The organism is Romboutsia sp. (assembly GCF_035470145.1).
Classification (GTDB): domain Bacteria; phylum Bacillota; class Clostridia; order Peptostreptococcales; family Peptostreptococcaceae; genus Romboutsia_D.
Genome location: NZ_DATIRC010000258.1, coordinates 1 through 3,041, shown reverse-complemented (window position 1 = coordinate 3,041; position 3,041 = coordinate 1). Strand labels below are relative to the sequence as shown.

Genomic DNA, 3,041 nt, shown 5'->3' with positions numbered 1-3,041 from the left:
TAATACATTAATATAAGCAGAAGTTTTAGAGTAAATAATCTAAGGCTTTTTTTAATTATTAAATTTATCATTAAAAATAAAAAACAAATTATTCACTTATAAATAGTAATAGGTATAATTTTTATATTTTGAATAACCATAATATATATCAAAACATATAAAAGTTAAACTTAACTATAAGATCGGAGCTGAAAATGAAACAACGTAAACTAAAAATACTAAAATATTTAATACTACTGCTAGCAATAAGTTTAGTTGGATGTAAAAATGAATAAATTACCCAACAACAAGAAACTCCTAAAGACATTATTGAACAGAAAATAGATAAAATGACAATAGATGAAAAAATAGGGCAAATGATATTAGCAGGATTTAATGGAACACAAACAAATCAATACACAAACACTTTAATAAATGATTTTAAAGTTGGTGGAGTAATATTATTTACAAGAAACATAGAAAGTTCACAGCAACTAAAAAAACTAACAAATGATATAAATAAATCAAATAATAATATACCTCTATTTATATCGGTTGATGAAGAAGGAGGAAGAGTAAGTAGACTTCCGGACGATGTTTTTAAATTTCCAAAAGCCAGTGAAGTAGGTCAAATAAATGATGAAAACTATGCTTATGAAAATGGTAAAAAACTAGGTAATACGCTTAATGAACATGGTATAAACATGGACCATGCACCAGTAATTGATATATATAGCAATCCTAAAAATACAGTAATAGGAGATAGAGCATTTGGAACTGATGAAAATATAGTATCTAAAATGGGAATAGCAACTATGAAAGGATTAGAAGACGCAAATGTAATACCAACTGTAAAACATTTCCCTGGACATGGTGATACAGAGGTAGATTCACATTTTGGACTTCCAATTGTTAATAAAAGTCTAGAAGAACTAAAAAGCTTTGAGTTTATACCCTTTAAAAAAGCTATTGAAAATAATTGTGATGTTATAATGGTATCTCATATCATACTAGATAAAATAGACAATACTAATCCATCTTCATTATCTAAAAAAATTATAACTGATATACTTAGAAACGATTTAGGATTTAATAAAGTTATAATGACAGATGATATGAATATGGCAGCTATAACAAATAATATGAGTGTAGAAAAAGCAAGTACTGAAAGTATAAAAGCAGGTAGTGATATTATATTAATAGGAAATAATGTTGAAATTGTAAAAGCCGTTATAGAAGAAATTAAATTAGCTGTTGATAGTAATGAAATAAGTGAAACAAGAATAAATGAAAGTGTTTATAGAATTTTAAAGCTTAAAGAAAAATATAAGATATTAAAAACTGATACATCTAATCTATAGAGCTAAAATTAATGTATTATTATTTGATTAAATTTTACATTAATTATTTTAGTAGAAAAGTATGTGTGTCAAAGTATATTTATCATATTAAGTAAATATAATTTGACACACAAATACATAGACATTCTTAAAGTTAAAATAATTTTGTTGACTTATCGTTTAACTCGGCATCTCTTTTTCTTATTATTTTTCTAACTTCTTCTTGAGTTAAATTAGTTTTAGCCACAATGTCTGACATACCAACATTATTCATTAATAAATCTTTCGCAAGTTCTACTGCATCTTCGTATTGACCTTTTTTGAATCTATTATCTTTCATATTTACACATCCTTTCATAGAATTAGATTTCCACATAAATATTCTTTTACTCGTTACAAAATTTGTTATTTAAATGACACTAAAAAAAGAGTGTAGCTAGATTTTATAATAAAATCTAGCTACACTCTTTAAATTATATTAACCTCTAAAATTGACAGACTTTAAAGCATTTACATGTTGCAGAGAATTAGCTAATAAAACACCTATTACTATACTAACCCCACCTTGAACCATATTAGATGGTATAGATCCAGCAGAAACTAAGAAACTACCTTCTAAAATTCCACCTGCTACAAAATATCCAAATACCATTACAATAGCACCTATAGTTGAAGCTATTATACTTTTTATCAGAGAACTATTATTTTTTACAATACTACCAACTATATACCCTTCAGCCCCTTTTATAATAAGAGTAAATAAAGCCCAATGAGAATACCCACTTAGTACATCTGCTAAAGCAGAACCTATACCTCCAGCTAGCATTCCAGGAACTGGTCCAAATAATATTGATGTAACAAATATAACGCTATCACCTATATTAACAAATCCATTTGTACCAGGTGTTGGCGCCTGAATGACCATTGTTGCGATGCATACTAAGGCTATCATTAACCCGTTTAATACTAAATTTCTAGTTTTCATATATATGTACCCCTCCAAATTTAAAAATTTAAAAATATAAAAATAAAAAAATATATAATGATAAGTAAATTATACAGATAAGTAAATTATACAAAAAAAAGTATGAGCATACAATGAAAAATGTACCCATACATTAGGAAAATTTATCAAAACTAGACTAATCACTTTTAATATTTCAGAACAGGACCAACCTTAAGCTTAATAAGGTTATTCTTTATATTATCTGCTTTTGCAGTATATTTATAAATTTTTGTTGTATAGAGGTCATTTTTAATGAGTTTAATTTAATCCATCCAAACTTAAGTTTTATAGTTGGTTTAAAAGGTATCAACTTGTATTTAAAACCTGAATTATTTATATTTAACATATTTTTTATATTTAGATCAGTGCCGATACATAAAGAATCTTTTGAAATCAAAAGTTTATTTACTTCTTCACGTTCAGATACATTTATAACATGTTTAAATTTATCAAATTGAGATTGTGAGCGCTCATAAAGATATAAACAGTCTTTATCGTCAGCATTATATAAAATAAGAGTATAATCTAAAATATTATTTATATCATCAATATAGTCGCAATTATATAATGGGCTATTACTACTTACACAAGCACATAAATTAACATATTTTAACAAGTTAAATTCCAATCCTTTTGCTGTAAGTATTTTATTCCAAAGGTCCATTTGATGATCAGAAATAAGCACAAGACCTATATCTGAATATCCATTACATACA

4 protein-coding genes are annotated in these 3,041 nt (G+C 26.0%); 1 reads left to right on the top strand and 3 read right to left on the bottom strand.

Translation table 11 applies throughout. The features are described 5' to 3' along the window. Positions 1-329 precede the first annotated feature (329 nt). Positions 330-1,340 (top strand): beta-N-acetylhexosaminidase, encoded by a 1,011-nt coding sequence (gene nagZ / locus VLM92_RS10965; RefSeq protein ID WP_325276388.1) that lies wholly within the window; start codon positions 330-332, stop codon positions 1,338-1,340. A gap of 133 nt (positions 1,341-1,473) precedes the next feature. Here the strand turns inward: nagZ and VLM92_RS10960 are convergent, their stop codons facing one another. The 3 genes from VLM92_RS10960 to VLM92_RS10950 all read right to left on the bottom strand — a co-directional run. Then, positions 1,474-1,659 (bottom strand): hypothetical protein, encoded by a 186-nt coding sequence (locus VLM92_RS10960; RefSeq protein ID WP_325276387.1) that lies wholly within the window; start codon positions 1,657-1,659, stop codon positions 1,474-1,476. A 138-nt stretch (positions 1,660-1,797) separates the two neighbouring features. Further along, a complete protein-coding gene (locus tag VLM92_RS10955) occupies positions 1,798-2,304 on the bottom strand; it encodes an ECF transporter S component (RefSeq protein ID WP_325276386.1) in 507 nt (168 codons plus the stop codon). 214 nt (positions 2,305-2,518) lie between these two features. Continuing rightward, positions 2,519-3,041: hypothetical protein (locus VLM92_RS10950; RefSeq protein WP_325276385.1), on the bottom strand; the 523-nt coding region annotated here is incomplete at its 5' end.